Origin of the sequence: Ensifer soli, assembly GCF_041928815.1 — a bacterium.
Classification (GTDB): Bacteria; Pseudomonadota; Alphaproteobacteria; order Rhizobiales; family Rhizobiaceae; genus JBHFEI01.
This window is the reverse complement of the sequence record NZ_JBHFEI010000006.1, coordinates 142,383-166,301: the sequence shown is the minus strand read 5'-3', so window position 1 is coordinate 166,301 and position 23,919 is coordinate 142,383. Positions and strand designations below refer to the sequence as shown.

The window sequence follows — 23,919 nt, the reverse complement described above, 5'->3', positions numbered from 1 at the left end:
TCAGGCGGTGCTTCCGCCGTCGGCGGCCGTATTGTCGGCTTGCGGCGGGCGGACCGGCCTGATGGCGACGAGCGCCTCGAGCGAGGCATTGATGAAGGCCTCGCGCGCGAGTTCGGCCGAACACACGCGGTTCATCGAATCGATGCATCTTTGCTTGGCGTTGAGGTAGTGACTGCCCTCGCGCTGCGGCCATTGCTGGACAAGGCAGTTCAGCGCCTCCATCGGCCCGTGGACGACGCGGCGCATATGCCGGCCCGTCTCGATCTCGACAGGGATCAGCCAGCGGATCTCCGCCGGCTTTTTCGGTTCTTCCTCGGGATACATGGTATTGTCCTCTTGAGAACCGGAACCGGTTGGGGAGGAAAAAGTTCCTTTCCCGTGACGAAATTCCTGCCAGCGTCGCGCAAGCCCGCCAAAAGCCCGGCATGACTTGAAAAAGGCCGTCTTGAACGACATGCTGCGCCCCGCGGCAAGGGCAGCGTGCATCGGTGAGGGGAGACAGGACGTGACCGAATTCCATGTCGGCCAGAAGGTCGTCTGCATCGACGACAGGTTCAAGCATGTCAGCAAGGACCAGGGCATCCGAAAGGGGCAGATCTACACGATCCGCTGGGTCGGACCGTTCTCGCACTATATCGACGGCGACTTCATCGGCGTGAAACTGCTTGAACTCGACCGCGGCCGCGACGACGGCCCGGAAGGCTATGGCTACGACGACATGCCTTTCCGCGCCACCCGCTTCCGTCCGCTGGTCAAGGACAGGATCGGCTCCCTGCGCGCGCTGCTGGCACCCAAACGCTCCGGGACGGCGCCGGCACCGAAGAAGAAGGAGACGGTTTAGGGCTAAGGGCCTGACGCCGCATCAGGCTTGCGTCTTTCGAGGATCGCTCTTACATCCGAAATCCCGCCCTGTCGCAGCCGGGTGACGCAGCGATCATGCCCCGAAGGACCACGGCTTCGGCGGCATCAGGGCCGCATCCGCTGACACGACCGGCCGAATCGCCGGCATCCAAGCGTGAGCCTCTATGGTCGATCGACGGGCGTGCCGGCAGACGCCGCGCCTGTGCCGGATCTTTCGTTCCATGCTCGGACCGCCGGAGACCGTGTCCATGAAAATCGTCGCGTAATGCAATCTCCAATCGCATCGCAAACCGTCCTCTTTGAAACAGAGGTTCAGATTCATCACGTTTCGGGAGGCAAAAGGCGTCGCGCTCGACAACGCGGCGTAGAAGCGATCCGTTTCACCTGATTTCGGATCGCGTGCATCGTCTGGTCAATCAAGCGCTGCTGGGATTCTTGGCCGACATTTTCACATGTGTCGCGACTGTCGTATTGGGGGCACAAAAGAAAACAGAATCGGCTTGCGGAGATTTCGACCCGGCTGCTATCCGGCCGCACCTGACGTACAACAGATGAGCCTTTCCAGTCTCAGTGTTCGACATTTCGATTCCCCTTACTCAATGGAGAGGTTTCCAGCCGCCGGTCGCGAGCACCCCATATCGTCATCACGGCAATCGTCTTCGCGGGAATGGCGTTCGCTATCGGCGATCGTCGTATTCCTGTAAGGTAATGGGGTCGAATGGGAAGCTGCTACAGATTGTTCCGGTTGTAAGCATGAACCGCTTGTAACGTCGGCACTAAGCGGCTGGAACGAACACTATGTGCTTGCGCCCGTCATAGCTCTCTCAATGGCTGCCTGTGCACGAGCAAGGGCATCATCGCCAAGGCCTTCAATAGCCACCGGCCGACCACTCGTCATGTCCAAAGTGAGATAATGCCCTCGACGGCCGAACACCCCGCCTAAAACCGTTGGAATAAGCCAGCCGATAAGCGTTGAAACGCCCAGAAATCCTCCGATTAGCAGTCCCAGAGCGAAAACAATATAAATGGGGGAGTTGCTACTCTGATTTCCAAGCGCAATGGCGCTAAAGAGCGCAATGAACAAAAACGTAAGAGAAAGGTAAAGAAAGTATTGTCGCGTTGATCGTCCATGGTCTCTATATCCGCCAATTCTCAACGACGTTATATGAGATATCGGAAACGTGCGGCCATGAATGCGAACCAACGTTGGAGTTACGACTATTCCGTTTTCTTGGAAAAATACAGTTTCCATGCGTTTCTCAGCGACAGATCAGGACGTGTGGTTGAAATCACAATTCCAGAGAAATTTGCCCCTCTTTCGCGAACGTGTCCACTTTTTCTGCGATTTTGCTAAAACGCTCCCTCGCTTTCAACCTCGCTCCTGCGCGTGACTCCTCCCAGCCTACGCCTGCAATATGTTGCATTCCATGTTGCGTGGATTTGCGGAGAGTGTCGGTCCTCCGTTGAAATTACAGGGAATTCCAGGGCAACATGCGCGTGACGTACACGAGCGCAAACGGGCCTATTGCTAAAGCATAAGATTTTGTTTTCATTGGTGAAATTTATTGGAGGCCTCGCCCGGAATTGAACCGGGGTACAAGGATTTGCAGTCCTCTGCGTCACCACTCCGCCACGAGGCCTCACGCGCCCTTGATCTCGGACGGTGGCGGCGGTTTAGAATGATTACAGGCGGAGTGCAAGGGGGTTCCTCGGCTGCGCTGCTTTTTTCACGCCCGCTTCCTGCTGCAATGCCGATCCGGCGCAAAAGGGGCGAGAAGGAGCGAACAGGCTATCGGCCGGCGGCGCGGTCGCCGTCCTTGCGCGGCGCGCGGCGGCGTGCCCACCAGACGGACACCTGGCGGCGCCTGCGGCGGACGGCGGGGATGTCGTGCGAGAGGACGAGGAGGCCGAGCGGCACCATCCAGAAGCCGAGGATCGGCAGGAAGCCGAGCGTGCCGCCGGCGACCAGCGCGCAGCCGGTCGCAATCCGCATCGGCCTGGATTGCGGCAAGCCGACGCTGAAGGTGCCGAGCAGGATCCGTCCGCTGCGGGAATCGATCCCGAACCGGGGTTGTTTCTTCGCCGTCGCCATGCCGTCCTTCCCGTGTGTCATGCGAGGGAAATGGGATCAATCCACAGACTTGGCAACCGCAACGCATTTTTTTTGAGATTATGGCTTGGCAAATCGAAAAAGCATTTGTATTAGCAGCCTCACTTCTGCGGCGCAGATGTTCCCTGGTAGCTCAGCGGTAGAGCATTCGACTGTTAATCGACAGGTCGCCGGTTCGAATCCGGCCCGGGGAGCCATTTTTTCCAATGGCTTGATACATAACAAAAATCCGAAACATCATGGTCGACGGGTTTTAGCCGTGCCTGCCGCGCATCCGAAGCGTCGGTGCTCCGGATGCGGGCCTCCTCCGTTTTCAGATCGAAAAGCTCGTGCCGCAGCCACAGCTCGCCACGGCGTTCGGATTGCGGATCTGGAAGGACTGGCCGAGAAGATTGTCGACGAAGTCGATCTCGGAACCGTCCATGTAGACGAGCGACAGGCTGTCGACGAAGACACGCGCTCCGTCACGTTCGAGCACCAGGTCGTCGGCCTGCGCCCCGTCGACCAGATCGAACTTGTAGGAAAAACCGGAACAGCCGCCGCCCTCGACGGAGACGCGCATGGCGTTCTTTCCGTCTTCGGCGTCAAGGATCGCGGCGATGCGCTTCGCGGCGGCGGCGGAGAGGGTAACGGGGGTCTCGCTCATGAGGAAGCTCCTGCCGGGTTCAAGGCCCGGGGGTTGGCGAAAGGTTACAGGCGCAACGGTTGCAGTACAGGCTTTCGCCGGACGTGTCGCGGGCATGGAACCGCAAGGCCGCACCGCACTTTCCTGTTGCGCCTCCTAAAGGTATGAAGGCGGTCGAGCCGCGTCAATGGGACGGTACGGCGACAGGTGGGAAATGACCCTGGACAGACATGCGCTCGGTTTCGGCACTGGCGAGCGGGCGGTTTTCGCCTCCGATCCCTGGACGACGCGCGGGCGCCTCTACCCCGAGACGGCGAGCCTGACGCGCTCGGATTTCCAGCGCGACCGCGACCGCATCGTCCACACGACCGCCTTTCGCAGGCTGAAGCACAAGACCCAAGTCTTCATCGCCGCCGACGGCGACCATTACCGCACCCGGCTGACCCATACGATCGAGGTGGCCCAGATCGCCCGGGCGCTCGCCCGCGCGCTCCGGCTCGATGAGGATCTCGCCGAAGGCGTGGCGCTCGTCCATGATTTCGGCCACACCCCCTTCGGCCATACCGGCGAGGACGCGCTTCACGAGATGCTGGAGCCCTATGGCGGTTTCGACCACAACGCCCAGTCGCTGAGGATCGTCACCAAGCTCGAGCGCCGCTACGCCGAATTCGACGGGCTCAACCTGACATGGGAGAGCCTCGAGGGGCTCGTCAAGCACAACGGGCCGCTGCTGACGCCTGAAGGCGCGGGAACGCGCGGACCTGTGCCGCAGCCGATCCTCGACTACTGCGCCCTGCACGACCTGGAACTTGCCACCTATGCGAGCCTCGAGGCACAGGTCGCGGCCATCGCCGACGACATCGCCTACAACACCCACGACATCGACGACGGCCTGCGCTCCGGCTTCCTCTCCTTCGACATGCTGGAGGAGATCCCGTTTCTTGCGCGGCTGATGGGTGAGGTGAGGGCGCTTTATCCCGGGCTGGAAGCCGCGCGCTTCACCCACGAGATCATGCGCCGGCAGATCACCGCCATGGTCGAGGACGTCATTTCGGTCTCGCAGGCGCGGCTTGGGCAGCACCGTCCGCAAAGCGCGGCCGAGGTGCGCCTGGCCGGCGCGCCGATTGCGACCTTCTCGGAGGCGATGGCGGACACGGACCGCGCGATCAAGAGGTTGCTGATGACGCGGATCTATCGGCACCCGGAGGTGATGCGCGTGCGGCAGGCGGCGGCGTCGATCGTCGTCGACCTCTACCGGGCGTTCATGGCCGATCCGCTGCTGATGCAGAATCACCATTGGATCGACCAGATCGCCGGCATGGCGGAACCTGCCAAGGCGCGCCATGTCGGCGACTATCTCGCCGGCATGACCGACACCTATGCGGTGAGCGTGCACCGGCGGCTGTTTGACCATACGCCGGATTTGCGATAGCAAGCGCGGCTCGACCGGGCCGGCCGGGCGGTCTGACGCCGGGCCTCGCAGGCTCCCCTTCCGAACCGACGGACACACGCGATGAACCTCTTCACCGACATGGCAGAGCGGGTCAAGGCCGCCCTGGAAACCCTCGACATCGTCATCGACAGGCGCGCCTCCGTCGATTTCGCCCGGGTCGGCGTCGAGGCCCCGCGCGATCCCGCCCATGGCGACGTCGCGACCAATGCCGCCATGGTGCTCGCCAAGCCTCTCGGCACCAATCCGCGCTCGCTCGCCGAGCTGATCGCAGAAGCGCTGCGGCGGGACGACGACATCGCCGAAGTGACCGTCGCGGGTCCCGGATTCATCAATCTAAAGCTCTCGGTCGCCTACTGGCAGCGCTTCCTTGCCGGCGTGATCGCCGCGGGGCGCGATTTCGGCCGTTCGGCGGCGGGCGCCTCCCGGCGGGTCAATGTGGAATATGTCTCCGCCAATCCGACAGGGCCGATGCATGTCGGGCATTGCCGGGGCGCGGTCGTCGGCGATGCGCTGGCGAACCTGCTCGCCTTTGCCGGCTTCGACGTGACCAAGGAATATTACATCAACGATGCCGGCTCGCAGATCGGCGTGCTGGCGCGCTCGGCCTATCTGCGCTACCGGGAGGCGCTCGGCGAGGCGATCGGGGAAATTCCGGCCGGGCTCTATCCGGGCGATTACCTCGTGCCGGTCGGCGAGGCGCTCGCCGCCGAATACGGTGCTAGCCTGACGCTGATGCCCGAAGACAAGTGGATGCCGCTCGTCAGGGACCGGGTCATCGACGCAATGATGGCGATGATCCGCGACGACCTTGAGGCGCTGAATGTCGTGCACGACGTCTTCTATTCGGAGCGCACATTGCACGCCAACGATGCGGCGGCGATCCGCACGGCGATCAACGACCTCACCTTCAAGGGCCATGTCTACAAGGGCACGCTGCCGCCGCCCAAGGGGCAGCTGCCGGAGGACTGGGAGGACCGCGAGCAGACGCTGTTCCGCTCGACCGAGGTCGGCGACGACATGGACCGGCCGCTGATCAAGTCTGACGGATCCTACACCTATTTCGCCGCCGACGTCGCCTATTTCAAGGACAAGTACGACCGCGGCTACGACGAGATGATCTACGTGCTCGGCGCCGATCACGGCGGCTATGTCAAGCGGCTGGAGGCGGTCGCGCGGGCGGTGTCGGAGGGCAGGGCGAAGCTCACCGTCCTTCTCTGCCAGCTCGTCAAGCTCTACCGCGACGGGGAGCCGGTGAAGATGTCGAAGCGGTCCGGCGATTTCGTCACGCTGCGCGACGTCGTCGACGAGGTCGGGCGCGACGCGGTGCGCTTCATGATGCTCTACCGGAAGAACTCCGAGCCGCTCGACTTCGATTTCGCCAAGGTGACCGAGCAGTCGAAGGACAATCCGGTCTTCTACGTGCAATATGCCCATGCGCGCTGCGCCTCGGTGTTCCGGCAGGCCGCCGAGGCCTTTCCCGATCTCGACGTCCGCACGATCGATCTTGCGGCCCGTGCCTTGCTGATCGCCGATCCGAACGAATTGCAACTCGTTGCAAAGATTGCGGAATTTCCGCGCGTGGTCGAAGCTGCTGCGCTCTCGCAGGAGCCGCATCGCATCGCCTTCTATCTCTACGACCTCGCCAGCGCCTTCCATGCGCACTGGAACAAAGGTAAAGAGACTCCGGACTTACGGTTTATTAACGATAAAAACAGAGAATTGAGTATTGCCAGACTTGGGCTGGTGAATGCTGTTGCCTCGGTTTTGAAGTCGGGTCTTGCCATAACAGGCGTCGCCGCACCGGAAGAGATGCGATAGCAGTCACTATTTTCCCACAAAGCTCTGGCAGTGCGTTGCTGGCAGTAGCGAGTGGAGACGATGGCAGACAAACAATTCGCGCGTGGCGATTACAACAAGCAGGATCATCTTGCAGACGACGATCCGCTGAGCGAGCTCGCGCGCATCGTCAGCTTCGACGCCCGCCCCGCGACGCAACAGCTCGAGGAGCTCAAGCGCCATCGTGCGGCGTTCGATGCGCAGCCGACGATCGACCTCGAGGCGGAACTGCTGGCGGCGTTCGACGGCTATGACGCGCCGGTCGCCGTCGCTGCGCAACCCGCCCCGCGCGAAGAGCGGCCCGTCGAGGCGCCTGCCGCCTCGCCTGCGGATATCGCGGCCGTCGACGTGTTTGCCGCCTCGCCCGCGGATGTCGCACCTGTCGCCCAATTGACACCTTTGCCGGCCGAGACGGTCGGGGTAGCGGAGTATGATGTCGGCGATCTGGAGCGGGAACTGGAGCAGTCGATTTTCACGGCCGCCGCCGCGGAACAGGTCCTGGAGCCGGCTCCGCTTGCGCCACCCGTGCTCCGCTCCGAAGCATATGTCGCCCAGCCTGAAGAGGTTGCCCCGCCCGAGGTGGTGACCGAGGCGATTGCTGTCGCGCCCTCCATGTCCATGCTTCCGGCAGCGGAGGAGGTCGCAGCCGCCGCTTCTGAGAGGCGGGCGGATCCCCTGCTCGCCGATGTCGAGCGCTTTCCCGTGCCGCAGCCGGTCCGTCCCGCGCCGCAGGCCATGCCCCGCGAGGCCGCTCCGGCGGCGGCAGGCACGCGCAAGAGCGCCTATCCCTTCGTCGCGTCCTTCAGCCGGGCGACGCCGACCGTTTCCGGCGGCTCGACCACCGTCACGCGCCCGGCGGAGCCGCCCGTCGTCGCCGAGGTCGCTCCCGTGGCGGAAGAGCCGGCGGCCGCGCCTGTCAGTGAAACCGTCTTCGAGCCGCAGCCGGACGCCTCCTTCGAGGCACTGGCGGCCGATCCGGTGCTGGCGGCGGAAGCCGAGCCGGAAATCGATCTCGAGGATTTCGAGATCGACCTCTCCCATGTCGAACTCGACCTCTCCATGGACGATCTCGACCTGACGACGCAGGAGATGCTGGCCGATCCGGCGGGGGAGAGCCCGTCCCCGGTGGCCTATACGGTCGCCGACTACACCGATCGCCGGCACGTCGTCGAGGAGCCGGTGGAAAGCCCGCTGCCTTTCGATCCGACGATGATTTCGGAGGCCGACGAATCGATCGCGCCCGTCGCCGACCTCGACATCCCGCAGTTGCCGCCGGTCGAGAAGGAGCGTCCCCCGGCGCCGCAGACCGACTACGACCTCGATATCGATGCGGAGATGGCGCATCTCTTCGAGACGGCGCGTGCCCGGCCGCAGAAGATCGAGGTGAAGGCGAGCCCGCAGGGCGGCTTCGAGCCGACGGGCCGTCTGGCGCCGGTCAGCCATGGCCGGGCGGAACCGGCCGACGATTTCGCCGATTTCGAGAAGGTGATGGAGGAGGATTTCCGCCGCTCCTTCGCCGAGGGCGGGCCGGACGATCTTTCGGTCGCCCGGCAGCATCTCCAGCCGGGCTACGGCGCGGACGAGGATTTCGGCGAGGGACGCACCCGTCGCCGGCGGGTGCTCGCGCTCGCCGCCTGCGTCGCGGGGATCGCCCTTCTTGCGGGCGGCGGTGTCTATGCCTTCCTTGGCGGTTCGACGCCGGGGTCGGGTTCCAGCGCGCCGCGGGTCATCCTCGCCGACAAGGACCCGGTCAAGGTCGTTCCCGACGAACGGGGCGGCAAGACCGTTCCGAACCAGGACAAGGCCGTCTATGACCGGGTGGCCGGAGCGACCGAGGATGCGCCGCGACAGGAGGCGTTGCTCTCCTCGAACGAGGAGCCGGTCGACGTCGTGCAGCGCACGCTGACGCCGGAAACCCTGCCGCTCGAAGGCGGCGAAGAATTTTCCAGCGAAGGAATGGCCGCGACGCCCGTGGACAGCGCCGAGAATGCACGGCTGCTGCCGGACGATGCCGAGGACGGTGCGGCTGCCGCGCCGTCGCAGGAGGAGCCTGCCGCCGTTTCCCCGCGCAAGGTGAAGACGATGATCGTCAAGCCGGATGGGACGCTGGTCGCCCGCGAGGAGCCGGCTCCGGCCGCAGGTACCGCCCCGGTCCAGCCGGCCGTTGCCGATGCGACGGACGAGGGCGGCTTTGCCGATATCGCCGCCGCCGGTTCGGCTTCGGTGACCACGGCGACGACCGCCTCGGCGGAAGCCGTCGCCGATTCGTCCGCGGCACTCGAACAGATCGCCAGCGCCGAGATCGGCAGCGAGCCGCCGGTGCGCAACGTCACGACGACCCCGGTCGCCGCGACGCCGGTGCCGCAGTCACGCCCCTCCGACCAGCCGGTCAACGTGGTCGGCCGGGTGACGGATCAGGGAACGGTGACGCGGACGGCGGCGCCTGAGGCGTCGGCTGAGGCCGCGCCGACCGAAGTGGCGGCACTGCAGCCGCCGCCGGCGGCACTGCCGGCCGGAACCTATGTCGTGCAGATCGCCTCGCTGCCGTCGGAGGCCGAGGCCCAGCGGTCCTACGACAACATGGCGCGCAAGTTCGGCGGCGTCATCGGCGGCCGTGGCGTCGACATCCGTCGCGCCGACGTCGCCGGCAAGGGCACCTATTACCGCGTGCGCATTCCCGCCGGCAGCCGCGAGGAGGCGAACAGCCTCTGCGCCAAACTGAAGAGTGCCGGCGGAAGCTGCCTCGTCACCCGATAGAGCATCTCCCGTTAAATCCGGATCGGATGTGACGTCCGGAGAATGCAGGAGCGCAAAAAAAGAGCATTTCCGGCGAACCGGTGTTCGCCGGGCGTGGTTCAGGAGCGGCCTGCCAAAACCGTCCCGCACGGCGCTTCAGACGCAACACGGACCACGCGTTCCGGACGATCCGTCGCCCGGAACGCGTCGAAACGGTCCCCCGACAATCCGGACAAGGGCGCCGCCGGCCCGCAAGGGGCCGGGGTCATCGCGCCGCCCGATCTTTTCCATGGTGTCATCATGAGCGACGCGAAAGCATTTATTTCAGGCTGCAAGGGCCTGACGCTGACGGCGGAAGAAAAAGACTTCTTCGCCGGCGAGCGTCCCTGGGGCTTCATCCTCTTCGGCCGCAACATAGGCGAGGCGGCGCAGATCGCCGACCTGACCGCCGCCATGCGCGACAGCATCGGCAACCCTTCGGCGCCGGTCCTCATCGACCAGGAGGGCGGGCGCGTCCAGCGCATCCGGCCGCCGCTTCTCCCGCACTATCCGAACGCCGCCGCCATCGGTGCGGTCTATCGGCAGGATCGGGCGGCCGGCCTTCGTGCCGCCTGGCTGATGTCGCGGCTGCACGCCTTCGACCTGATGCGCCTCGGCATCAGCGTCGACTGCCTGCCCGTGCTCGACGTGCCGGTGCCCGGCAGCAGCGACGTCATCGGCAACCGGGCCTACGGCCACGATCCGCAGATGGTCGCGGCGCTCGGCCAGGCGGCGGCGGACGGCCTGAAGGCGGGCGGCATGCTGCCGGTGATGAAGCACATGCCGGGCCATGGCCGCGCCGTCGTCGATTCGCATCACCTTCTTCCCGTGGTGGACGTGTCCCTTGATGACCTCGACGCCCATGACTTCGCGCCGTTCCGGGCCTTGCGGCACGAGGCGATGGCGATGTCCGCCCATGTCGTCTACAGCGCGATCGATCCCGACCGGCCGGCCACCACCTCCCAGAAGGTCGTCAGCGAGATCATCCGCGGCCGGATCGGCTTTAACGGGTTGCTGCTCTCCGACGACGTGTCGATGAACGCGCTCGCCGGCGACATCCGCGCGCGGGCCGAGGGCATCATCGGCGCGGGCCTGGACATCGTGCTGCACTGCCACGGCATCATGGAGGAAATGCTCCAGGTCGCCGCCGTCGCGCCTGTGCTCTCCGGCGAGCGGCTGCGTCGCGTCCGGGCAGCGGAAGCGGCCTTTTCCCCGCCGGACGACGCCGACGAGACGGCGCTTAGGCTCGAATTCGATGCCCTGTTTCCGATGGCCTGAGACGGTCAATCGTCGCGCGCCGACTCGGAGAACGGACAAATCTGCCGTATGATGCCGATCGCCGGGCAGGGAGCGCGATCGTCCCGCCATCGCGATGTCCGGCCGGAGACGAGTGAGTCGTGAGCAAGACGGGACGAACGCCGCAGGACGCACGGCCCGCCGGATCGGCCGGCGAGCCCTGGGATGTCGGCGAGACCCTGTCCGCCGACGAGGCGCTCGTCGTCGACATCGCCGGCTTCGAGGGTCCGCTCGACCTTCTGCTGCACCTCGCCCGCACGCAGAAGGTCGATCTCGCGCGGATTTCCGTGCTGGAACTGGCCGAACAGTATCTCGCCTTCGTCGAGGAGGCGCGCAGCGTCCGGCTGGAGCTCGCCGCCGACTATCTGGTGATGGCCGCCTGGCTCGCCTACCTGAAGTCGCGGCTGCTGATCCCGCAGGCGCCGCGCGGCGACGAGCCGTCCGGCGAGGAACTCGCCTCCGCGCTGGCGTTCCGGCTGAAGCGGCTGGAGGCGATGCGCGAGGCGGCGGCGAAGCTCGTCGACCGCGCCCGGCTCGGCCGCGACGTGTTCGCGCGGGGCGCGCCGGAGGTTCTGGGTGGCCCGCAGAGGCCGCCCTTCGAGGCGACGCTCCACGATCTGCTGTCGGCCTATGCGGGCCTTCGCCAGCGCACCGCCGTCAGTCAGGTGACGATTGCGAGGCGCAAGGTCTGGTCGCTCGCCGAGGCGCGGCTTCTCCTTGCCAAGGTGACCGGCGCGGCGACCGACTGGACCGCGCTCGACCGTTTCCTCATCGATTACATGACGACGCCCGAGGAGCGCGCGACGGCGATCGCCAGTTCCTTCGCCGCCTCGCTGGAACTCGCGCGCGAAGGCCGCATCGACCTGCGCCAGGAGGGTGCTTTCGCGCCGATCTATGTCCGGCGCGGCGCGAAGCCGATGACCGAGGAGGAGATCGCGGCGCTGGAGGCCGGGCATGACGGGTGAGGCGGGGCAGGGCCGCTTCGCCGCCTTCGACGACGCGGAGGAGGCCCGGGCGGCCGCGGCCGACGCGCGCCGGCTGGCGGAGGCGACGCGGATCGCCGAGGCCCTCGTCTTCGCCTCGGCGATGCCGGTGTCCGAGGCCGCGATCGCCACCCATCTTCCGGCGGGCATCTCGGCGCGCAAGGTGCTGCTGACGCTCAAGGCATTCTACGCGCCGCGCGGCGTCAACCTCGTCCAGGTCGCCGACCACTGGGCCTTCCGCACGGCCGCCGACCTCGCCTTCTCGCTCGGGCGGGACGACGGCGAGGTCCGCAAGCTGTCGCGCGCGGCGCTGGAGGTGCTGTCGATCATCGCCTACCACCAGCCGGTGACCCGCGCCGAGATCGAGGACATCCGCGGGGTTCAGACCTCGAAGGGAACGCTGGATGTGCTCATGGAGGAGGGCTGGGTGCGGTTTCGCGGCCGGCGCCGCACGCCGGGGCGGCCGGTGACCTTCGGCACGACGCGGGCCTTCCTCGACCATTTCGGCCTCGAGGACCTGCGCGACCTCCCGGGCATCGAGGAACTGAAGGCGGCGGGGCTGCTCGCGGGGCGCATTCCGGCCGCCTTTCATGTGCCGATACCCGCCGACCACGACGACTTCGAGGCCGACGAGGATCCGATCCGCCGGGCGGACCTCGAGGAGCTCGGGCTCTTGACACCCATGGGCGAAGAGGCGGAAGAGAAATCCTGATGTGAACAGTCCGCTTTCCCGTGTCGAGGCGATGCAGGCGAAGCCGGCGGGTGAAGCGATACGGGTGAAGGTCATGGGTTCCGAGCCGCAGAGACAGGGCGCCGCGAAGACGCGGCGCACGGCGGGGGTCACGTTCGCCGCGCGGCTTGCCTTCGACGACATCCGCCACAGCTATCACGGCCGGCCGACCATCCGCGGCATCTCGCTGGCGGCGGAGGCGGGCGAGGTGCTGTGCCTTCTCGGCCCGTCCGGCTCGGGCAAGACCACGCTGCTTCGGATCGCCGCCGGCATCGAGGTGCAGGAATCAGGCCGCGTCCTGCTCAACGACCAGGAAATGTCCGGCCCCTCCGTCTTCGTCCCGCCGGAGCGGCGCGGCGTCGGGCTGATGTTCCAGGATTTCGCGCTCTTTCCCCATATGACGATTCTCGAAAACGTGCGTTTCGGGCTGACGGCCCTGCCGAAGGCGCAGGCCGTTTCCGAGGCGGGCGCGGCGCTGGAGCGCGTCGGATTGTCGCACTATGCCGACCGCTATCCCCATGTCCTGTCCGGCGGCGAGCAGCAGCGCGTCGCACTCGCCCGCGCGCTGGCGCCGCGGCCCGGCGTCCTGCTGATGGACGAGCCGTTCTCCGGCCTCGATTCGCGGCTGAAGGATGCGATCCGCGCCGACACGCTCGCCATTCTCCGGGAATCACGCGCGACCGCCATCGTCGTCACCCATGACGCGGAGGAGGCGATGCGCATGGCCGACCGCATCGCGCTCCTCAAGGGGGGATGCCTGGTGCAGCAGGGCACCGCCGACGACCTCTACCGCCGCCCCGCGAGCCTTTTCGCCGCCGGATTTTTTTCCGAGATCAACGAGTTCGAGACGGAGGTCTTCAGGGGCAGGGCGGCGACGCCGGTGGGCACCGTCGATGCGGGCGCCCATCCCGAGGGCCAGCCACTGGTCGCCGCCGTGCGGCTCTCCTCGGTCACGGTCCGGCCCGAGGGCGGCGCGATCCCGGCGCGCATCGTCGCCCGGCGCTTCCTCGGCGTGGTCGAGCTCCTGGAACTCGCAGTGCCCGATGGCGAGCAGCGGGTGCGGGCCCGCATTCGCGCCGATCTCCTGCCGCAAGGATTGCGTGACGTCACGCTTTCCGTTAACGAGCGAGACATAATGCTGTTTGAAAAAGACGAGCGAAACTCTTAGGCTCTCCTTAACCTGTCGATTTTTCGGCGCCGCGCCTGAAATCCGACATGCGAGGATCCGAAGACGGGTGAACGGTTGCAAGGAGTAAGGTGATGGGTTCCTTCAGTATCTGGCATTGGCTGATTGTTCTGGTCGTGGTTCTGCTGCTCTTCGGGCGCGGCAAGATCCCCGAGCTCATGGGTGACGTCGCCAAGGGCATCAAGAACTTCAAGAAAGGCATGGGCGAGGAAGACACCGCCGCCGCCAAGGGCGTCGACGCCAAGACTGTCGAGCACAAGTCCGACGAAGTCCGCTGAAGTGAGACCGGTTCCGGCCCGACGGCGCGCGGCTCCTGTCGTCGCGTCGCGCCGGGCCGTCTGGGGCGTTCGGAGCGCAGAACATGCTTGATATCGGCTGGACGGAACTGGTCGTCATCGCCATCGTCATGATCGTCGTCGTCGGTCCGAAGGACCTGCCGCCGATGCTCCGGGCCTTCGGCAAGACGATGGCGAAGCTCCGCGCCATGGCGGGCGACTTCCGCCAGCAATTCGACGAGGCGCTGAAGGAAGCCGATCTCGACGAGGTCCGCAAGACCATCGGCGAGGCGAAGAGCCTCAATCCAGTCAATTCTCTCCGGGATGCGATGAACCCGCTGCGCCAGATGGGCAACGAGCTCAAGGCGGACCTGCAGAAGGCGACGGCGCCCGAGGCGAAGCTGACATCGGCACCGGCGCCGACCGTTCCGTCCGCGACGGAAGGGCTCGTTCCGGATCCGGCCGCGCCCGCGTCCGGCAACGAGACGGCCTTTGCCGAGACCGTGCCGGATGTCGATCCGGCGCCGGCGCCGATGGCCGCGCCGACCCCCGTTCCGGCATCGACGGTATCGCCTGCGGCGACGGCGCCGGCCATACCCGCTCCGGCGCCTTCGGTTGCGAACAAGTTCGCGACGCCCGCTTCTCCGCGCATCCCCGAGGCCGCTCCCGTCAACGGCACGGCCCAGGCCGCCGCTACGGGCGGCATCGCCGTGACCCAGCCCGCACCGGCGGTTGCCGAGACGACCGTCGCGGCCCCGCCGAAGCCGGCGCGCAAGCCGAGAAAGACCCCGGTGGAAACCGCCCCGGTCGACGCCGCCGCCGTCCTGGCCCCGGCGAAGCCGCGCGCGCGCAAGCCGAAGACACCAGAACCGAAGGGTGACGCATGACCAGCGAGATCGAGGACAAGCCGCAGCCGCTGATCGAGCATCTGATCGAACTGCGCTCCCGGCTGATCTGGGCGGTGGGCGCCTTTTTCGTCGCCTTCCTCGTCTGCTTCTTCTTCGCCAAGCAGCTGTTCAACATCTTGGTGCAGCCCTTCAAGTGGGCGGTGAGCTGGGCGGGTCTCTCCCACCGCAATGTCGAGCTGATCTACACCGCGCCGCAGGAATTCTTCTTCACCCAGATCAAGGTGGCGATGTTCAGCGCGCTGGTGCTCGCCTTCCCGATCATCGCCTCCCAGGTCTACAAGTTCGTCGCGCCGGGCCTCTACAAGAACGAGCGCGCCGCCTTCCTTCCTTTTCTTATCGCCTCGCCGATCCTGTTCCTCATCGGCGGCGCGCTGGTCTATTTCTTCTTCACCCCGATGGTGATGTGGTTCTTCCTGTCGATGGAGCAGGGCGGCGGCAATGGCGAGGTGGCGATCCAGCTCCTGCCGAAGGTCTCTGAATATCTGAGCCTGATCATGTCGCTGGTCTTCGCCTTCGGCCTCGTGTTCCAGCTTCCTGTGATCACCACGCTTCTCGCCCGCGTCGGCTTCATCACCTCGGAGGACCTGAAGGCGAAGCGCAAATACGCGATCGTGATCGCTTTCATCGCCGCCGCCATCCTGACCCCGCCCGATCCCGTCTCCCAGATCGGCCTTGCGATCCCCGCCATGCTCCTCTACGAGATCTCGATCTACACCGCGCGGATGGTCGAAAAGCAGCGGGCCGAGGCCGACGCTGCGCGTGAACTCGCCGAGCGGGACTAACACCTTTCGGAAGACGCCCGTGTCTGGCGGGCCTCTTCCGGATTTGCTGATCCGGAAAGACCATGCTCGACATCAAATGGATTCGCGAGAACGCCGCTGCGCTCGATGACGCGCTCGCAAAGCGCGGTGCAGCACCGCAGGCCGCCGACCTCATCGCCCTCGACGAGCGCCGGCGTATGCTGGTTCAGGCGCTGCAGGACATGCAGTCGCGCCGCAACGCCGCTTCCAAGGAGATCGGCGCCGCGATGGCGCGCAAGGAACTGGACCGCGCCGAGGCGCTGAAGGCCGAGGTCGCGGAGCTGAAGACCGGCATGCCGGCGACCGAGGAAGAGACGCGCGCCGTCGAGACCGCCCTCACCGATGCGCTGGCCAGGCTTCCGAACCTCCCGCTCGACGACGTGCCGGTCGGCGCGGATGAAAGCGGCAACGTCGTCGCCCGCGTCGTCGGGGAGAAGCCCGGCTGGACCCATCCGGCGCGCGAACATTTCGAGATCGGTGAAGCGCTCGGCTGGCTCGACTTCGAAAATGCCGCGCGGATCGCTGGCGCGCGCTTCACCATCGTCAAGGGACAGCTCGCCCGGCTGGAGCGAGCGCTCGGCCAGTTCATGCTCGACCTGCACACGCGCGAGCATGGATATACCGAGGTGCAGCCGCCGCTGATGGTGCGCGACGACGCCATGTTCGGCACCGGACAACTGCCGAAGTTCGCGGAAGACCTGTTCCGCACGACCGACGGCCGCTGGCTGATCCCGACGGCGGAAGTGCCTTTGACCAACCTCGTGCGCGACCAGATCCTCGAGGGCGCGCGGCTGCCGCTGCGCTTCACCGCGCTGACCCCCTGCTTCCGCTCCGAGGCGGGATCGGCCGGCCGTGACACGCGCGGCATGCTGCGTCAGCACCAATTCAACAAGGTCGAGATGGTCTCGATCACCGATGCGGAAAGTTCGGTCGAGGAACTCGAGCGGATGACGGCCTGCGCCGAGACGGTGCTGAAGCGGCTCGGCCTGCATTACCGTGTCATGACGCTCTGCACCGGCGACATGGGTTTTGGCGCGCGCAAGACCTACGACCTGGAAGTATGGCTGCCGGGGCAGGACACCTATCGCGAGATCTCGTCCTGCTCGGTCTGTGGCGATTTCCAGGGGCGGCGCATGAATGCCCGCTATCGCGCGGCCGACGGCAAGACGCTGCGCTTCGTCCATACGCTGAACGGCTCGGGCCTCGCCGTCGGCCGGACGCTGATCGCCGTCATCGAGAACTACCAGAACGCTGATGGCACGGTCACCGTGCCCGACGTCCTGCTGCCCTATATGGGTGGCATCACACGCATCGAACGCATCGATTGAGGAGCGGCGCCGGGGCGGATGCCGCCGGACCGAGGGAGAGACATGAGAATTCTTCTGACCAATGACGACGGGATCCACGCGGAAGGCCTTGCGGTCCTGGAGCGGATCGCGCTCAGCCTGTCCGACGACGTCTGGATCGTCGCGCCGGAGACGGACCAGAGCGGCCTTGCCCATTCGCTGACCTTGTCCGAGCCGCTGCGCCTGCGCAAAGTCGCCGACAAGCGATTCGCGCTTCGCGGAACGCCGACCGACTGCGTCATCATGGGCGTGCGCAAGGTGCTCGACGTCAAGCCGGACCTGATCCTTTCCGGCGTCAATGTCGGCGCCAACATGTCCGACGACATCACCTATTCCGGTACCGTCGCCGGCGCGATCGAGGGCACGCTCCAGGGCGTGCGCTCCTTCGCGCTGAGCCAGGCCTTTACCGCCGCCCATGGCACGCCGGTGCGCTGGGAGACGACCGAGGCCCACGCCGCCGCCGTGCTCGGCAAGCTGATGGACATCGACCTGCCGGACGGCACCTTCCTCAACCTCAATTTCCCGGATTGCGATCCGGACGAGGTGACGGGAACGGAAGTGACGACGCAGGGCAAGCTCGATTTCGCGCTGACGATCGACGAGCGCTCCGACGGGCGCGGCCATCCCTATTACTGGCTGCGCTTCGGCGAGCGCTTCGGCGATTTCCGCGCCGGCACCGACGTGCGCGCCGTGCGCGACAAGGCGATCTCGGTCACGCCGCTGAAGCTCGACCTGACGGATTACACCGTGCTCGACCGCGTCGCGCGCGCGCTGAAAGGGATCGCGGATTGAAACTGCAACAGGCGGCACAGGAAGGACTTGCGGCGCTGCTTCTCCGCCTGAGGGGGGAGGGGTCGGTCGGCAAGGGCCTGCTGAATGCCGTCGAGCAGACGCCCCGCACGCTCTTCGCCCCGTTCGACTACCAGTCGGACGCCTTCTCCTCCCGGATGATCCCGCTCGACTGCGGGTCGTTCATGGAAGGCGCCGACATGGCGGTGCGCATGATCGCCGCCCTCGACGTGCGCCCCGGCCACCGGGTGCTGGAGGTCGGCACCGGTAGCGGCTTCACCGCCGCGGTGATGGGACGGGTGGTCGAGCGGGTGCTGACGATCGACCGCTACCGCACGCTGGTCAACGAGGCACAGAAGAACCTGGAGGCCGTCGGCCTGCGCAACGTGATCGTCCGGCATGCCGATGGATCGCAGGGGCTCGCCGGCGAGGGGACCTTCGACCGCATTCTGGTGACGGCCGCCTTTTCCAGCCTGCCGCGCGCGCTTTCGGAACAGATCGTCTCCGGCGGCGCGCTGCTGGTGCCGATCATGCTGGATGACGAGCGCTGCCGCATGGTGCGCGTGACGCGCACCGGCAGCCGCTTCGACCGGGAGGACCTGTTCGAGGCGCCCTATCTGCCGATCGTGCCGAAACTGGCGGCCTATCTGTGACGGCCCTTCCGGCAGTGTCACGCCCGGCGATGATGGAGGATGACGGCCGATGACCGCCGCAGGTCCCCGCGTGATCGATCACCTCGTTCTGCCGGTTCCGGCGCTTCCCGTCGCGCGGGCACGGCTCGCCGCGCTCGGTTTCACCGTCGCCGCCGATGCGCTTCATCCGTTCGGGACCGAGAATTGCTGCGTCTTCCTCGCGGACGGGACCTATCTCGAGCCGCTTGCCATCGCCGATCCGGCGGTCGCGCGCGCCGCGGCCCGCGCAGGCAACGCCTTCGTCGCCCGCGATCTCGCTTTCCGCTTCCGTCGCGGCGACGACGGGTTCTCAGGCCTCGCTCTCCGGTCCGCGGATGCGGCCGGCGATGACGCCGCCTATCGCGCGCTCGGCCTTTCCGGTGGCGATATCCTCGATTTCTCGCGGCCCGTGCGCCTTCCGGACGGCACGCAGGAGGAGGCACGCTTCCGCCTTGCCTTTTGCGCCGACCTGCGCTCTCCCGATTTTCTCGTCTTTGCCTGCCAGCGGCTGAAAGCGCTTCCGGCTGATCGCGCCGCGCTGGAAAGCCATGCGAACGGCGCATCAGGCCTCGCTGAAGTCATCCTGTCCGAACCGCATCCCGAAGACTTCGGTGACGTGCTTCAATCGGTGCTCGGAACGGTGGCCGGCGCCGATGGCACGGGGCTCGGCCTTCGCATGGGCGGAACCGTTCTCAGCGTCCTCGATCCGGACGCGATGGCCGCCCGGTTCGGCCGGCGCACCACCAGCCACTCGCGGGGATTGCGCGGCCACGCATTGCGCTTCCGCGTTGGCGATCCTGCCGCGACGGCCGCGCTGCTGCGACGCAATTCCGTCGCCTTCATCGAGAAGGCGAACACTCTGCTCGTTCCCGCTGAAGCCGGGCAGGGATGCCTGTTCGTATTTGGAGAAGACACATGAAGCCCCATTCCACTGTGACCGTCGGCAGCGGCTCCGCCGCCGTCTCCTTCGCTCAGGATCGCCGGCTGTCGCTGATTGCCGGTCCCTGCCAGATGGAAAGCCGCGACCATGCCTTCATGATCGCCGGCAAGCTCGTCGAGATCTGCGGCGCGCTCGGCATCGGACTCGTCTACAAATCCTCCTTCGACAAGGCCAACCGGACCTCGCTGAAGGGGCGGCGCGGCATCGGCCTCGAAACGGCGATGGAGGTGTTTGCCGATCTCAAGGAGACCTACGGTTTTCCCGTGCTGACGGATATCCACACGGAAGAGCAGTGCGCTCTCGTCGCCCCGACCGTCGATATCCTGCAGATCCCCGCCTTCCTCTGCCGCCAGACGGACCTGCTCGTCGCCGCCGCGAAGACCGGACGCGCGATCAACGTGAAGAAGGGCCAGTTTCTCGCCCCCTGGGACATGAAGAACGTGCTTGCCAAGCTGACGGAAAGCGGCAATCCCAACGTGCTGCTGTGCGAGCGTGGCGCCTCCTTCGGCTACAACACGCTGGTCTCCGACATGCGCTCGCTGCCGATCATGGCGGGGCTCGGCGCGCCCGTCGTCTTCGACGCGACCCATTCGGTGCAGCAGCCGGGCGGCCAGGGCGAGGCATCCGGCGGCCAGCGCGAGTTCGTCGAGACGCTGGCGCGGGCGGCGGTCGCCGTCGGTGTCGCCGGCGTTTTCATCGAGACGCACGAGGATCCGGACAACGCGCCGTCCGACGGCCCGAACATGGTCCATCTCAAAGACATGCCGCGCCTCCTGGAGACGCTGCTCGCCTTCGACGCGATCGCCAAGGGCTGAGCGCGACGGCTTCGTGAATTTTTCTTGAACGCCGGGCCGGCCTCCCCGTTTGCCCTCCCGCGCCATTGTATTTTCCGGGCGTTGAACTATGACAGGCTCGGATTTTGACCCAAAACCAGCAGGAAAGAGATCATGACGGCCATCATCGACATCATCGGACGTGAGATTCTGGACAGCCGCGGCAATCCGACCGTCGAGGTCGATGTGCATCTCGAAGACGGCAGCTTCGGCCGCGCCGCCGTTCCCTCGGGCGCCTCGACCGGCGCGCATGAAGCGGTCGAACTGCGCGACGGCGGCAAACGCTATCTCGGCAAGGGTGTCGAGAAGGCCGTCGAGTTCGTCAACGGCGAGATCTATGACGCGGTCGGCGGGCTGGAGGCGGAAAACCAGATCGAGGTCGACCGCACGATGATCGAGCTCGACGGCACGCACAACAAGTCGCGCCTCGGCGCCAATGCCATTCTCGGCGTCTCGCTCGCCGTCGCCAAGGCCGCCGCCACCGCCGCCGGCCTGCCGCTCTACCGCTATGTCGGCGGCCCGAACGCCCATGTTCTCCCCGTGCCGATGATGAACATCATCAATGGGGGCGCGCATGCCGACAACCCGATCGACTTTCAGGAATTCATGATCGTGCCGGTCGGCGCCGACACGATCCGCGACGCGGTGCGCATGGGCTCCGAAGTCTTCCACACGCTGAAGAAGCAGCTCGCGAGCGACGGCCACAACACCAATGTCGGCGACGAGGGCGGTTTCGCTCCCGGTCTCGCCTCCGCTCCGGCGGCGCTCGATTTCATCATGACGTCGATCGAGAAGGCCGGCTACAGGCCGGGCGAGGACATGTATATCGCGCTCGACTGCGCCTCGACGGAATTCTTCAAGGACGGCAAGTACCATCTCGACGGCGAGGGCCGGGTGCTGGAGCCGGAGGCGATGGCCGACTATCTCGCCGAGCTCGCCGGCAAGTACCCGATCTTCTCGATCGAGGACGGCATGGCCGAGGACGACTGGGACGGCTGGAAGTCGCTGACCGACAAGATCGGTTCGAAGGTGCAGCTCGTCGGCGACGACCTGTTCGTCACCAATTCCGCCCGCCTGCGCGACGGCATCAAGATGGGCGTCGGCAACTCGATCCTCGTCAAGGTGAACCAGATCGGCTCGCTGTCCGAGACGCTCGACGCGGTCGAGACGGCGCACAAGGCCCGCTACACCGCCGTCATGTCGCACCGCTCCGGCGAGACCGAGGATGCGACGATCGCCGACCTGGCGGTCGCCACCAACTGCGGCCAGATCAAGACCGGCTCGCTCGCCCGCTCCGACCGCACCGCCAAGTACAACCAGCTGATCCGCATCGAGGAACAGCTCGGCATCCAGGCGACCTATGCCGGCCGCTCGATCATCAAGGGCTGATCACCGGCCGCCGATCGCAGACCTTTGACATCGCGACGGGGCCGTCTTTTCGAAAGGCGGCCCCGTTGCCGTTTCCGCGCTCTCCTGCGCATCACGAGGATGTTTCGCAAGGCGCGGGAGGACCGCCATCATCGGAGAGCTCGCGCGGAAACGCTTGGTTAAGCAATTTTCGCGATAAAGGACGTTCAAGAAGCGTTCTGCGTCAAGGGCTTCCATGTGGACCAAGCATCATAAGAAGCGTTATCTCGGTCGTTTCGTCGTGCCGCTGCTGACGGCTGCGTTTCTCTGCTATTTCGGCTATCATTCGGTTCATGGCGCCTTCGGCCTGAAGGCGACGGAGGAGTTGAAGCGCCGGCAGGCGGTGCGCGAGGCGCGCCTTGCGGAACTGGTCGAGGCGCGCAAGACGCTGGAGAAGGAAGTCGCTCTGATGAGCGACGGTTCGATCGAGAGGGACATACTGGACGAGAAGGCGCGGTTCGCGCTCAATCTCTCGCGGCCCGACGAGATCGTCATCTTTCATGCGGGTTCTAATTAACCGAAATTCGGTTAATTCAAATTCCTGTTGGAAATTCAGCGGTTTGTGCGTCATGGAAGCCATGCAAATATGGCATTGCTGTTGCGTGCGACTTTGCCTATGGTAGCATCACAGGCCGCTACCTAGGGAGGGTACGAATGGCACCGCGAAAGACCGCGACCGCTTCCAGCCGCAAATCCACCGCCCGGTCCCCGAGAAAAGAGACGAATGGCCCCGCCATCGCCGAATTCGACCGCGATCAGGAACTGAAGGCCTATCGCGACATGCTGCTGATCCGCCGCTTCGAGGAGAAGGCGGGACAGCTTTACGGCATGGGCTTCGTCGGCGGCTTCTGTCACCTCTATATCGGCCAGGAGGCCGTCGTCGTCGGCATGCAGATGGCGCTGAAGGAAGGCGACGAGGTCATCACCGGCTATCGCGACCACGGCCACATGCTCGCCTGCGGCATGACGCCCCGCGGCGTCATGGCCGAGCTCACCGGCCGGCGCGGCGGCTATTCGCGCGGCAAGGGCGGCTCGATGCACATGTTCTCCAAGGAGAAGCATTTCTACGGCGGCCATGGCATCGTCGGCGGCCAGGTCTCGCTCGGCACCGGCCTTGCCTTCGCCAACCGCTATCGCGGCAACGACAATGTCTCGCTCACCTATTTCGGCGACGGCGCGGCCAACCAGGGCCAGGTCTACGAGAGCTTCAACATGGCGGCGCTGTGGAAGCTGCCCGTCGTCTACATCATCGAGAACAACCGCTACGCCATGGGCACCTCCGTGTCGCGCGCCTCGGCCCAGACCGATTTCTCCCAGCGCGGCCTCTCCTTCGGCATTCCCGGTTTCCAGGTCGACGGGATGGACGTGCGCGCGGTCAAGGCGGCCGCCGACGAGGCGGTCGAGCATGGCCGTTCCGGCAAGGGGCCGATCATCCTCGAAATGCTGACTTATCGTTATCGCGGCCATTCCATGTCCGATCCGGCCAAGTACCGGACCAAGGACGAGGTGCAGAAAATGCGCTCCGAGCACGATCCGATCGAGCAGGTAAAGGCGCGGCTTCTTGAGCGCGGCTGGTCGAACGACGACGAGCTGAAGGCGATCGACAAGGACATCCGCGACATCGTCGCCGACAGCGCCGATTTCGCCCAGTCGGATCCGGAGCCGGATCCCGCCGAGCTCTACACCGACATCCTGCTCTAGGGCAGATTTCCGCGGATGGGCGCGTCGATCGATCTTTACGGTCTCGCGCTCGTCGTCGCGGCGATTGCGCTGTTCGGCTGGTTCTTCTGGCATGTGGCGGCAAGCCTCTTGGACTACGGGCGATCCTTCGCCCGCTATCTGGACGGATCGTCGGCGCGCCGCCGCGCCGCACTCGAGCGGGAAGCAAGGTTCGGCCCCTTGCCGTTGTGGTACCGGGCCGGGCAGGTGATTTCGATCGTCGCGCTGGTCGCCGGCCTCGTCGCGCTCCTCTGGCTGAAGATTTCGGCGCAGTGACGGTGTGATGGCAAAGACGGCGCGACTGGCGTAAAACAGCATGAACGAGGGCGGGGGCGCGGCCAGAGGCCTGCGAGGGTCCCGGTCAACACACTAGGTG

Annotated in this window: 24 protein-coding genes and 2 tRNA genes; 21 read left to right on the top strand and 5 right to left on the bottom strand. The window is 65.8% G+C overall.

The genetic code is table 11. The features are described 5' to 3' along the window. Positions 1-456: a DUF982 domain-containing protein gene (locus ACEVQ6_RS11200; protein WP_374889054.1), complete on the bottom strand. Its 456-nt coding sequence runs from the start codon at positions 454-456 to the stop codon at positions 1-3. Here ACEVQ6_RS11200 and ACEVQ6_RS11195 point away from each other — a divergent pair. Continuing rightward, positions 455-841, top strand: a complete 387-nt coding sequence (locus ACEVQ6_RS11195) for a CAP-Gly domain protein (protein WP_374889203.1) — start codon at positions 455-457, stop codon at positions 839-841. The two genes, ACEVQ6_RS11200 and ACEVQ6_RS11195, sit on opposite strands and share 2 nt — an antisense overlap. 816 nt (positions 842-1,657) lie before the next feature. Here ACEVQ6_RS11195 and ACEVQ6_RS11190 read toward each other — a convergent pair. The 3 genes from ACEVQ6_RS11190 to ACEVQ6_RS11180 form a co-directional block, all read right to left on the bottom strand. Further along, positions 1,658-2,113, bottom strand: a complete 456-nt coding sequence (locus ACEVQ6_RS11190) for a DUF6232 family protein (protein WP_374889053.1) — start codon at positions 2,111-2,113, stop codon at positions 1,658-1,660. Positions 2,114-2,427: 314 nt separating this feature from the next. Next, positions 2,428-2,501: transfer RNA gene (locus ACEVQ6_RS11185), tRNA-Cys, on the bottom strand. Between the two features lie 149 nt (positions 2,502-2,650). Next, complete coding sequence (locus tag ACEVQ6_RS11180; protein WP_374889052.1) at positions 2,651-2,953, bottom strand: hypothetical protein; 303 nt, start codon at positions 2,951-2,953, stop codon at positions 2,651-2,653. Positions 2,954-3,093: 140 nt separating this feature from the next. Between ACEVQ6_RS11180 and ACEVQ6_RS11175 the strand changes: the two genes are divergently transcribed. After that, positions 3,094-3,168: transfer RNA gene (locus tag ACEVQ6_RS11175), tRNA-Asn, on the top strand. A 116-nt stretch (positions 3,169-3,284) separates the two neighbouring features. On the opposite strand, the gene erpA is transcribed toward ACEVQ6_RS11175, so the two are convergent. Then, entirely contained in the window at positions 3,285-3,617 is a 333-nt protein-coding gene (erpA, locus tag ACEVQ6_RS11170) for an iron-sulfur cluster insertion protein ErpA (protein WP_374889051.1), read from the bottom strand. Between the two features lie 193 nt (positions 3,618-3,810). On the opposite strand from erpA, the gene ACEVQ6_RS11165 reads away from it, so the two are divergent. The 19 genes from ACEVQ6_RS11165 to ACEVQ6_RS11075 all read left to right on the top strand — a co-directional run bounded on the left by ACEVQ6_RS11165 (position 3,811) and on the right by ACEVQ6_RS11075 (position 23,819). Then, on the top strand, positions 3,811-5,028 hold the full coding sequence (locus ACEVQ6_RS11165; RefSeq protein ID WP_374889050.1) for a deoxyguanosinetriphosphate triphosphohydrolase: 1,218 nt from the start codon (positions 3,811-3,813) through the stop codon (positions 5,026-5,028). A gap of 81 nt (positions 5,029-5,109) precedes the next feature. After that, positions 5,110-6,867, top strand: coding sequence for an arginine--tRNA ligase (gene argS, locus ACEVQ6_RS11160; protein WP_374889049.1), 1,758 nt, complete (start codon positions 5,110-5,112; stop codon positions 6,865-6,867). Positions 6,868-6,927: 60 nt separating this feature from the next. After that, the gene (locus ACEVQ6_RS11155) at positions 6,928-9,642 is read left to right on the top strand and encodes an SPOR domain-containing protein (RefSeq protein WP_374889048.1); all 2,715 of its coding nucleotides are present in this window, start codon (positions 6,928-6,930) and stop codon (positions 9,640-9,642) included. Positions 9,643-9,921: 279 nt separating this feature from the next. After that, on the top strand, positions 9,922-10,938 hold the full coding sequence (gene nagZ / locus ACEVQ6_RS11150; protein WP_374889047.1) for a beta-N-acetylhexosaminidase: 1,017 nt from the start codon (positions 9,922-9,924) through the stop codon (positions 10,936-10,938). 197 nt (positions 10,939-11,135) lie between these two features. After that, positions 11,136-11,921: a segregation and condensation protein A gene (locus tag ACEVQ6_RS11145; protein WP_374889202.1), complete on the top strand. Its 786-nt coding sequence runs from the start codon at positions 11,136-11,138 to the stop codon at positions 11,919-11,921. Next, the gene (scpB, locus tag ACEVQ6_RS11140; RefSeq protein WP_374889046.1) at positions 11,911-12,651 is read left to right on the top strand and encodes an SMC-Scp complex subunit ScpB; all 741 of its coding nucleotides are present in this window, start codon (positions 11,911-11,913) and stop codon (positions 12,649-12,651) included. Before ACEVQ6_RS11145 ends, scpB begins: the two co-directional genes overlap by 11 nt. Positions 12,652-12,724: 73 nt before the next feature. Continuing rightward, complete coding sequence (locus ACEVQ6_RS11135; protein WP_374889201.1) at positions 12,725-13,837, top strand: ABC transporter ATP-binding protein; 1,113 nt, start codon at positions 12,725-12,727, stop codon at positions 13,835-13,837. 92 nt (positions 13,838-13,929) lie between these two features. After that, positions 13,930-14,133, top strand: coding sequence for a twin-arginine translocase TatA/TatE family subunit (locus tag ACEVQ6_RS11130; protein WP_374889045.1), 204 nt, complete (start codon positions 13,930-13,932; stop codon positions 14,131-14,133). 83 nt (positions 14,134-14,216) lie between these two features. Beyond that, entirely contained in the window at positions 14,217-15,017 is an 801-nt protein-coding gene (gene tatB / locus ACEVQ6_RS11125) for a Sec-independent protein translocase protein TatB (protein WP_374889044.1), read from the top strand. Continuing rightward, positions 15,014-15,820, top strand: a complete 807-nt coding sequence (gene tatC, locus ACEVQ6_RS11120) for a twin-arginine translocase subunit TatC (protein ID WP_374889043.1) — start codon at positions 15,014-15,016, stop codon at positions 15,818-15,820. The genes tatB and tatC overlap by 4 nt, the downstream gene beginning before the upstream one ends. Positions 15,821-15,882: 62 nt before the next feature. After that, a complete protein-coding gene (gene serS / locus ACEVQ6_RS11115) occupies positions 15,883-17,166 on the top strand; it encodes a serine--tRNA ligase (protein ID WP_374889042.1) in 1,284 nt (427 codons plus the stop codon). 42 nt (positions 17,167-17,208) lie between these two features. Next, positions 17,209-17,976: a 5'/3'-nucleotidase SurE gene (gene surE, locus ACEVQ6_RS11110; RefSeq protein WP_374889041.1), complete on the top strand. Its 768-nt coding sequence runs from the start codon at positions 17,209-17,211 to the stop codon at positions 17,974-17,976. Beyond that, positions 17,973-18,626, top strand: a complete 654-nt coding sequence (locus tag ACEVQ6_RS11105) for a protein-L-isoaspartate(D-aspartate) O-methyltransferase (RefSeq protein ID WP_374889040.1) — start codon at positions 17,973-17,975, stop codon at positions 18,624-18,626. The genes surE and ACEVQ6_RS11105 overlap by 4 nt, the downstream gene beginning before the upstream one ends. A gap of 49 nt (positions 18,627-18,675) precedes the next feature. Then, entirely contained in the window at positions 18,676-19,563 is an 888-nt protein-coding gene (locus ACEVQ6_RS11100; RefSeq protein ID WP_374889039.1) for a VOC family protein, read from the top strand. Continuing rightward, positions 19,560-20,399: a 3-deoxy-8-phosphooctulonate synthase gene (gene kdsA / locus ACEVQ6_RS11095; protein ID WP_374889038.1), complete on the top strand. Its 840-nt coding sequence runs from the start codon at positions 19,560-19,562 to the stop codon at positions 20,397-20,399. Before ACEVQ6_RS11100 ends, kdsA begins: the two co-directional genes overlap by 4 nt. 132 nt (positions 20,400-20,531) lie before the next feature. Next, complete coding sequence (gene eno, locus ACEVQ6_RS11090; protein ID WP_374889037.1) at positions 20,532-21,806, top strand: phosphopyruvate hydratase; 1,275 nt, start codon at positions 20,532-20,534, stop codon at positions 21,804-21,806. Between the two features lie 214 nt (positions 21,807-22,020). Beyond that, a complete protein-coding gene (locus ACEVQ6_RS11085) occupies positions 22,021-22,341 on the top strand; it encodes an FtsB family cell division protein (RefSeq protein ID WP_374889036.1) in 321 nt (106 codons plus the stop codon). Between the two features lie 137 nt (positions 22,342-22,478). Further along, a complete protein-coding gene (gene pdhA, locus ACEVQ6_RS11080) occupies positions 22,479-23,525 on the top strand; it encodes a pyruvate dehydrogenase (acetyl-transferring) E1 component subunit alpha (RefSeq protein ID WP_374889035.1) in 1,047 nt (348 codons plus the stop codon). Between the two features lie 15 nt (positions 23,526-23,540). Further along, complete coding sequence (locus ACEVQ6_RS11075; RefSeq protein WP_374889034.1) at positions 23,541-23,819, top strand: hypothetical protein; 279 nt, start codon at positions 23,541-23,543, stop codon at positions 23,817-23,819. The last annotated feature ends 100 nt before the right edge of the window (positions 23,820-23,919 follow it).

Bases quoted from the DNA above. Each gene is read 5' to 3' on its own strand.
- ACEVQ6_RS11195 (WP_374889203.1), top strand. From the start codon at position 455: ATGCTGCGCCCCGCGGCAAGGGCAGCGTGCATCGGTGAGGGGAGACAG.
- ACEVQ6_RS11200 (WP_374889054.1), bottom strand. From the start codon at position 456: ATGTCGTTCAAGACGGCCTTTTTCAAGTCATGCCGGGCTTTTGGCGGG.
- ACEVQ6_RS11190 (WP_374889053.1), bottom strand. From the start codon at position 2,113: ATGGAAACTGTATTTTTCCAAGAAAACGGAATAGTCGTAACTCCAACG.
- ACEVQ6_RS11180 (WP_374889052.1), bottom strand. From the start codon at position 2,953: ATGGCGACGGCGAAGAAACAACCCCGGTTCGGGATCGATTCCCGCAGC.
- erpA (WP_374889051.1), bottom strand. From the start codon at position 3,617: ATGAGCGAGACCCCCGTTACCCTCTCCGCCGCCGCCGCGAAGCGCATC.
- ACEVQ6_RS11165 (WP_374889050.1), top strand. From the start codon at position 3,811: ATGACCCTGGACAGACATGCGCTCGGTTTCGGCACTGGCGAGCGGGCG.
- argS (WP_374889049.1), top strand. From the start codon at position 5,110: ATGAACCTCTTCACCGACATGGCAGAGCGGGTCAAGGCCGCCCTGGAA.
- ACEVQ6_RS11155 (WP_374889048.1), top strand. From the start codon at position 6,928: ATGGCAGACAAACAATTCGCGCGTGGCGATTACAACAAGCAGGATCAT.
- nagZ (WP_374889047.1), top strand. From the start codon at position 9,922: ATGAGCGACGCGAAAGCATTTATTTCAGGCTGCAAGGGCCTGACGCTG.
- scpB (WP_374889046.1), top strand. From the start codon at position 11,911: ATGACGGGTGAGGCGGGGCAGGGCCGCTTCGCCGCCTTCGACGACGCG.
- ACEVQ6_RS11135 (WP_374889201.1), top strand. From the start codon at position 12,725: ATGGGTTCCGAGCCGCAGAGACAGGGCGCCGCGAAGACGCGGCGCACG.
- ACEVQ6_RS11130 (WP_374889045.1), top strand. From the start codon at position 13,930: ATGGGTTCCTTCAGTATCTGGCATTGGCTGATTGTTCTGGTCGTGGTT.
- tatB (WP_374889044.1), top strand. From the start codon at position 14,217: ATGCTTGATATCGGCTGGACGGAACTGGTCGTCATCGCCATCGTCATG.
- tatC (WP_374889043.1), top strand. From the start codon at position 15,014: ATGACCAGCGAGATCGAGGACAAGCCGCAGCCGCTGATCGAGCATCTG.
- serS (WP_374889042.1), top strand. From the start codon at position 15,883: ATGCTCGACATCAAATGGATTCGCGAGAACGCCGCTGCGCTCGATGAC.
- surE (WP_374889041.1), top strand. From the start codon at position 17,209: ATGAGAATTCTTCTGACCAATGACGACGGGATCCACGCGGAAGGCCTT.
- ACEVQ6_RS11100 (WP_374889039.1), top strand. From the start codon at position 18,676: ATGACCGCCGCAGGTCCCCGCGTGATCGATCACCTCGTTCTGCCGGTT.
- kdsA (WP_374889038.1), top strand. From the start codon at position 19,560: ATGAAGCCCCATTCCACTGTGACCGTCGGCAGCGGCTCCGCCGCCGTC.
- eno (WP_374889037.1), top strand. From the start codon at position 20,532: ATGACGGCCATCATCGACATCATCGGACGTGAGATTCTGGACAGCCGC.
- ACEVQ6_RS11085 (WP_374889036.1), top strand. From the start codon at position 22,021: ATGTGGACCAAGCATCATAAGAAGCGTTATCTCGGTCGTTTCGTCGTG.
- pdhA (WP_374889035.1), top strand. From the start codon at position 22,479: ATGGCACCGCGAAAGACCGCGACCGCTTCCAGCCGCAAATCCACCGCC.
- ACEVQ6_RS11075 (WP_374889034.1), top strand. From the start codon at position 23,541: ATGGGCGCGTCGATCGATCTTTACGGTCTCGCGCTCGTCGTCGCGGCG.